Source organism: Entomohabitans teleogrylli (assembly GCF_001484765.1).
GTDB lineage: Bacteria > Pseudomonadota > Gammaproteobacteria > Enterobacterales > Enterobacteriaceae > Entomohabitans > Entomohabitans teleogrylli.
Genome location: NZ_LLXO01000085.1, coordinates 1 through 1,020, shown reverse-complemented (window position 1 = coordinate 1,020; position 1,020 = coordinate 1). Strand labels below are relative to the sequence as shown.

At 55.6% G+C, this 1,020-nt stretch carries 1 protein-coding gene; it reads right to left on the bottom strand.

Annotated features, from left to right (window positions below):
- The coding region (locus tag AQ981_RS25295) for an iron-containing alcohol dehydrogenase (protein ID WP_121500747.1) at nucleotides 1-1,020 on the bottom strand (1,020 nt) is incomplete at both ends.

Below are 1,020 nucleotides of genomic sequence, written 5' to 3'. Positions count from 1 at the left end.
GCCTTCATTATAAGAGGCCGGCAGGTTTTCTTTCAGCAGTTTCAGCGCCTGCAGGGCCTGACCGTCAGAGAACTCAGACGCCAGTACTGAAACGTAGGCTTCCAGGGCGTGAGTCACCGCATCCAGCCCCCCGAAAGCACACAGGGACTTCGGCATATCCATCACCAGGTTGGCGTCGACAATCGCCATATCCGGAGTCAGGGCATAGTCGGCCAACGGGTATTTCTGACCGGTGGCGTCGTCAGTAACTACCGCGAACGGGGTGACTTCGGAGCCGGTACCGGATGTGGTGGTGATGGCGATCATTTTCGCCTTCACGCCCATTTTCGGGAACTTGTAGATACGTTTACGGATATCCATAAAGCGCAGCGCCAGCTCTTCGAAGTGCGTTTCCGGATGTTCGTACATCACCCACATGATTTTCGCAGCGTCCATCGGGGAACCGCCGCCCAGCGCGATGATCACGTCCGGTTTAAAAGAGTTGGCCAGCTCGGCGCCTTTACGGACGATGGTCAGGGTCGGGTCAGCTTCCACTTCGAAGAACACTTCGGTTTCCACGCCGGCGGCTTTCAGCACTGAGGTGATCTGATCGGCATAGCCGTTGTTGAACAGGAAACGGTCGGTAACGATGAGCGCACGTTTGTGGCCATCAGTAATCACTTCATCCAGCGCGATCGGCAGTGAGCCGCGGCGGAAGTAGATAGATTTCGGAAGTTTGTGCCACAACATGTTTTCAGCTCGCTTAGCAACGGTTTTCTTGTTGATCAGGTGTTTTGGACCAACGTTTTCAGAGATGGAGTTGCCCCCCCAGGAACCACATCCCAGCGTCAGTGAAGGCGCGAGCTTAAAGTTGTACAGGTCACCGATACCCCCCTGAGAAGCCGGGGTGTTGATCAGGATACGCACGGTTTTCATCATCTGACCGAAGAAAGCGACGCGTTCCGGCTGGTTGTCCTGGTCGGTGTACAGGCAGGAGGTATGGCCGATACCGCCCATGGCCACCAGTTTTTCGGCTTTATC